The following is a 5,595-nucleotide window of genomic DNA, read 5'->3' on the forward strand; positions in this document are numbered from 1 at the left end:
TGGCGCCGAACTTGGTGCGTGTGAACACCAGCACCTGGCTCCAGTTGTGCTCGTTAATGATGTGCGTGAGCAGCGCTTTTTTCTTGCCGCGGCCCACCGGGTGGATGGTTTGCGTGATGCGCTGCACCGTGGTGTTGCGCGGGGTGACCTGGATGCTTTGCGGGTTTTTCAGCAGGCCGTTGGCCAGCTCGCGGATCTCGTCGCTGAAAGTCGCGGAAAACAGCAGTGACTGCTTCTGCTTGGGCACCAGCGCCAGCACTTTCTTGATGTCGTGGATGAAGCCCATGTCGAGCATGCGGTCGGCCTCATCAAGCACCAGGATCTGCACCTGGCTCAGGTCCAGTGTGCCCTGGCTTGCGTGGTCCAGCAGGCGGCCGGGGGTGGCCACCAGGATGTCGACGCCCCGGCGCAGCTTTTCAATCTGCGCGCCCATGCCAACGCCGCCGAACATCACCATGGAGGAGAGCTCCAGGTATTTGCCGTAAACGCGTACGCTTTCTTCCACCTGGGCGGCGAGCTCGCGCGTCGGCGTCATGATCAGGCAGCGCACGGCATTGACGCCGCGCTTGTTTTTCAGGGAGGGCTCCGAGGACAGGCGCTGCAGCATAGGCAGCACAAAGGCGGCGGTTTTGCCGGTGCCGGTCTGGGCGCCGCCGAGCAGGTCACCGCCGGCAAGCACGGCGGGAATCGCCTGGGCCTGGATGGGGGTGGGTGTGTCATAGCCCTGCTCAAGCACGGCTTTAAGAATGGCCGGGGCCAAGTTCAGATTTTCAAAAGTCATTGGTAGTGCACCGCTGTGGGTGCTAAAGATCGGCCAGTCGGGGGCTGTTGAAGCCTCCGCCAGTGAAGGCAGACGGGTAAAAAAGTCAGGCTGGGCACCCAAACTGTCACCGAAGGTGTGCCTAAATGCTGCAGGCAACTGGAGCCGGCAACCTGGGTATTGTCGCATGGAACGATAATCGAGGGATTGCCGCAAAAATTCCCCCATGGGAGGCGGCTCCGTTTTCTCCTTCGTTCCTCCTTCATTTAGAAATTTATCCTGATGGCTCAATACGTTTTCACCATGAACAAGGTCGGCAAGATTGTGCCGCCCAAGCGTCAGATTCTCAAAGACGTTTCCCTCAGCTTTTTCCCCGGCGCCAAGATCGGCGTGCTCGGCACCAACGGCTCCGGCAAGTCCACTCTGCTCAAGATCATGGCGGGTCTGGACACCGAGATCGAGGGTGAAGCCACTCCCATGCCTAATCTGAACATCGGCTACCTGCCGCAGGAACCCAAGCTGGACCCCACCCACACGGTGCGCGAAAGTGTCGAGGCCGGCATGGGCGCGGTGTTTGCGGCCAAGGCCCAGCTGGAAGCGGTATACACAGCCTATGCGGAGCCTGACGCCGATTTCGACGCGCTGGCCGCTGAGCAGGCCCGCCTGGAAGCCATCATTGCGACTTCCGGCTCAGACTCTGAACACCAGCTCGAAATTGCTGCCGACGCGTTGCGCCTGCCGCCCTGGGACGCTGTGATCGGCGTATTGTCCGGCGGCGAGAAGCGCCGTGTGGCCCTGTGCAGCCTGTTGCTGTCCAAGCCCGACATGTTGCTACTTGACGAGCCGACCAATCACCTGGACGCCGAATCGGTGGACTGGCTGGAGCAGTTCCTGCAGCGCTACCCCGGTACCGTGGTGGCCATCACCCATGACCGCTACTTCCTGGACAACGCCGCCGAGTGGATTCTCGAGCTGGACCGCGGCCGTGGCATCCCCTGGAAGGGCAACTACAGCACCTGGCTGGAGCAGAAGGGCGAACGGCTGGCGCAGGAGCAAAAAGGCGAGGAAGCCCGTGCCAAGGCTCTGAAGAAAGAACTCGAATGGTCGCGCCAGAATCCGAAAGCGCGCCAGGCCAAGAGCAAGTCGCGGCTGGCCCGTTTTGAGGAACTGTCGGATTTTGAATACCAGCAGCGCAACGAAACCCAGGAGATCTTCATCCCCGTGGCCGAGCGCCTGGGCAATGAAGTCATCGAGTTCAAGAACGTCAGCAAGTCGTTCGGCGATCGCCTGCTGATCGACAACCTGAGCTTCAAGATTCCGGCCGGCGCGATCGTCGGCATCATCGGCCCCAACGGCGCCGGTAAATCGACGCTGTTCAAGCTGATCGCCGGCAAGGAGCAGCCGGACAGCGGTGAAGTCGTGATCGGCAAGACCGCGCGTATGGCCTTTGTGGACCAGCACCGTGACGACCTCGCCAACGAAAAAACCGTGTGGGAAGACATCTCCGGCGGACTCGACATGCTGACCGTCGGCAAGTTCACCATGCCCAGCCGCGCTTATGCGGGGCGTTTCAACTTCAACGGGGCAGACCAGCAAAAACGCGTGGGCACTTTGTCGGGTGGCGAGCGCGGGCGGCTGCACCTCGCCAAGACCCTGATTGCCGGTGGCAACGTGTTGATGCTTGATGAGCCGTCCAACGACCTGGACGTGGAAACCCTGCGCTCACTGGAAGACGCCTTGCTGGAATTTGCTGGCTCGATCATGGTGATCAGCCATGACCGCTGGTTCCTCGACCGTATTGCCACGCACATCCTCGCCGCCGAAGGCGACAGCCAGTGGACCTTCTTCGACGGCAACTACCAGGAATACGAAGCCGACAAGAAGAAGCGCCTGGGTGAAGAGGGGGCCAAGCCCAAGCGGATGCGATTCAAAGCGCTCAAATAATGCCCCCACGTTCGCGCACTTCGTGTCGCTCTCTGCCCCCCGAGAGGGCGCTGCGCCTGCGGGCCGGCGGAGCCGGACCCGCGGCCCCTGCTTGGAAAGAGATGCCTTGGCGCGCGCCGCGTTTTTTATCCGTTCGTTCTGAGCTTGTCGAAGGATGTTTCCCGGGGAATGCGTGACCGACGCTGAAGTTCTTGCCGCAACGCGGCTGTGGCTGGAGAAGGCCGTGATCGGCCTGAACCTGTGCCCCTTCGCCAAGGCGGTGTATGTGAAGAACCAGGTGCGGCTGGTGGTCAGCAAGGCGCGGCATGCCGATGACTTGCTGGAAGAACTGGACCGTGAACTGGATCTGCTGGTGGCGACGCCGGCAGAAGAGATCGACACCACTTTGCTGATCCATCCGACACTGTTCGACGACTTCCTGGACTTCAATGACTTCCTGGAAATCGCCGAAGGGGTGGTTGACGAGCATGGGCTCGAAGGCGTGATTCAGCTCGCCAGTTTTCACCCGAAGTTCCAGTTCGAAGGCACCGAGCCGGACGACATTGGCAATTACACCAACCGCGCGCCGTTTGCGATGTTGCACCTGCTGCGGGAAGACAGCGTGGAGCGGGCTGTAGAAGCGTTTCCGGAGGCTGACGCGATTTTCGAGCAGAACATCGCCACTCTGGAAAAGCTCGGCCACGCAGGCTGGAAAGCCCTAGGGCTTGAAGGAAGCGCTGAGTAAGCCCCCTGCGGCGCGCGATCAACCGGGCTCGGGCGGCCTGCAGCGTTGAATTTCTTGCCAATAGCCAGCTATTGCCTGCGAAATCCGCCTTGCATCCCATCTCGATCCGGCTGCCGCGCCTCCGCAAGGGCTTATTCAGTGCTTCCTAAGCCGGGACGCCAGCCCTTCCCGATGAGGCGGCGGTTCAGCCGCCGCTGCCGTAGGGCCGGGTGATGATTTCCAGGTAGTGGCCATCCGGGTCGTTCCAGTAAACGCCGCGGCCGCCGTCATGGTGGTTGATCTGGCCCGCTTGCTGGTGGCCCGGGTCGGCCCAGTAAGGAAGTTGACGCGCGCGGATTCGTTCAAAAATCGTATCGAACTCCCCTTCACTCACCAGGAAGGCGTAGTGCTCAATGATGAGCTCGCCGTCATGCGAGATGAAGTCCAAGGTGACGCCATTGTCAAGCTCCACGCCATGGAACGGACCGAAACGGACCGGGGCCGCAAGTCCCAACATGTCGGCTAGAAACGTGGCCGAGGCCAGGGAGTTCCGGGCGTGAACAATCGTGTGGTTGAGCTGGATGGGCATGGGTTCGGTAGATATTCGAGGCGGAGTACCCGCCGACAAATATTACGGCCCCCCGCGCGACCAAGGGGTGGGCGCGCAGAAACTCCGCACACGTTTCAAGGTCTTTCTGAGGGAGGGGGTGCGTCCAGGCGCTGCAGCTTCTTGCGCACGAGGTGGATGTTGCTGCGCAGCGCATAAAGCTCGTCGGTGTAGGACAACGGCACGCTGATTTTTTCCGCGCGGCTTTCAAGTGCATTGAGTTCGTCAAGCAGGTCAGCTGTGTTGTGTGTGCCCTCGATGCGATTTTCGATGTTGCGGAGCTGCCCGTACCATTTGAAAATGCGTGAACGCACGCGAAATTCATAAAGCGGCGGCACGATGCGCGACAGGGGCAGCATGACCGCAATGATGATGCCCATCACCAGCCACATGCGTTCAACCAGATTGGCTACCCAGAAGGGCAGGTAACGCTGAAGCAGGGGCGCATCGTTCTTGATGGCGCGTTCGGCCTCTTTAGAGATTGGCAGTTCGCTGTTGTCGCGATTGGGAAATTCGCGTGCGTTCTTGAACCAGCCCGCAGGTCCGTGGATCACGTTGCCCGCCTGTGCGAACAGCTGCACCAGCGCCGGATGAGTGCTGGTTTTGGCAAGCAGGGCAGTCGTGGGCGCCACAAGATTGACATCTTCCGGCGGAATATTGGCTGCCAGGTCCACCACTCCCTGGGGAAGGCGTGCCGTGCTCAGAAAAGCAAAGCGCTTGGAATAAGCTTCGCTCTGCGTGAAGTTCATGAGCTTCACTCCGGGTGTCTGCAGCAGCATTTGCACCATCAGCGATTCGGGGGCGGAGGCAAACACAATCGCATCAAGCTCGCCGCCCAGAAACGCAACCGTTGCGGGCGTCTGGTCCAGGTTTGAAATGCGCAGGCTCGACAGTTCGATACGGTTGCTTTCGAGCAGCTTGCCCATGAGGTTGGGTACGCCGCTGCCCGGAGTGCCAAGATTCACGCGCAGGCCCTGCAGTTGTGTGAGCGAATCAAGGGCCCCCACGCTCGCCACTGCGTGTGCTTCGCTGCCCCCCGAGGGGGCGCTGCGCCTGCGGCCCGGCAAAGCCGGTTCCGCGGCCCCGGCTGGTAAAGGAGTGGCTCCCCCGCTTGTCGCTTTCGTTTTCCGTTCGCCCTGAGCTTGTCGAAGGGCGGCCTCACTGTAAAACAGCCACAGCGGCTCGACAAACAGGCTTCCCAGGGAGGTCAGGGCTTCCGCGTCTGCGTCGTCGTAGGTGCTGGTGCCTCCTTGCACAAAACCCAGGTCGGCCTTGCCTTCGCGCAGCAGTTGCAGGTTGTGGGCCGAGCCTTGTGATGGCAGCAGCTCAACAGTGATGCCGTCCTGGGCCAGGATTTTGGCGTAACGCTTGCCAAATTCTTCATACGCACTTTGCGCCGGGCCGGTGGCCAGTATCACGCGCTTGGGCGGGTTCGGGTCCAGCCACCAGTAGGCCAGCACCAGCAGCGTGACGGTGAGCACGATGAAGGGCCCCGCCGACGCCCACAGGTCGCGCAGGGACAGCAAGGTGTAGCGTATGGTTTTTGGCATGCCGGCACCTTAACATGGACTCATCAAAACC

The 5,595-nt window shown here is 61.0% G+C and carries 5 protein-coding genes; 2 read left to right on the forward strand and 3 right to left on the reverse strand.

The features are described 5' to 3' along the window. On the reverse strand, window positions 1–781 hold a 781-nt coding region (locus ABI660_RS22830; RefSeq protein ID WP_348072454.1), incomplete at its 3' end, for a DEAD/DEAH box helicase. Window positions 782–1,042: 261 nt separating this feature from the next. On the opposite strand from ABI660_RS22830, the gene ettA reads away from it, so the two are divergent. Next, window positions 1,043–2,704 (forward strand): energy-dependent translational throttle protein EttA, encoded by a 1,662-nt coding sequence (gene ettA, locus ABI660_RS22835; RefSeq protein ID WP_348072456.1) that lies wholly within the window; start codon window positions 1,043–1,045, stop codon window positions 2,702–2,704. Window positions 2,705–2,876: 172 nt separating this feature from the next. Continuing rightward, on the forward strand, window positions 2,877–3,428 hold the full coding sequence (locus ABI660_RS22840; RefSeq protein ID WP_348072458.1) for a DUF1415 domain-containing protein: 552 nt from the start codon (window positions 2,877–2,879) through the stop codon (window positions 3,426–3,428). 184 nt (window positions 3,429–3,612) lie between these two features. Here the strand turns inward: ABI660_RS22840 and ABI660_RS22845 are convergent, their stop codons facing one another. Then, window positions 3,613–3,996, reverse strand: a complete 384-nt coding sequence (locus ABI660_RS22845; RefSeq protein WP_348072460.1) for a VOC family protein — start codon at window positions 3,994–3,996, stop codon at window positions 3,613–3,615. Window positions 3,997–4,091: 95 nt separating this feature from the next. Next, entirely contained in the window at window positions 4,092–5,564 is a 1,473-nt protein-coding gene (locus ABI660_RS22850; protein ID WP_348072462.1) for a TAXI family TRAP transporter solute-binding subunit, read from the reverse strand. Between the last annotated feature and the right edge of the window lie 31 nt (window positions 5,565–5,595).

The sequence above is a fragment of the Polaromonas sp. genome (assembly GCF_039930745.1).
Classification (GTDB): Bacteria; Pseudomonadota; Gammaproteobacteria; order Burkholderiales; family Burkholderiaceae_C; genus Polaromonas.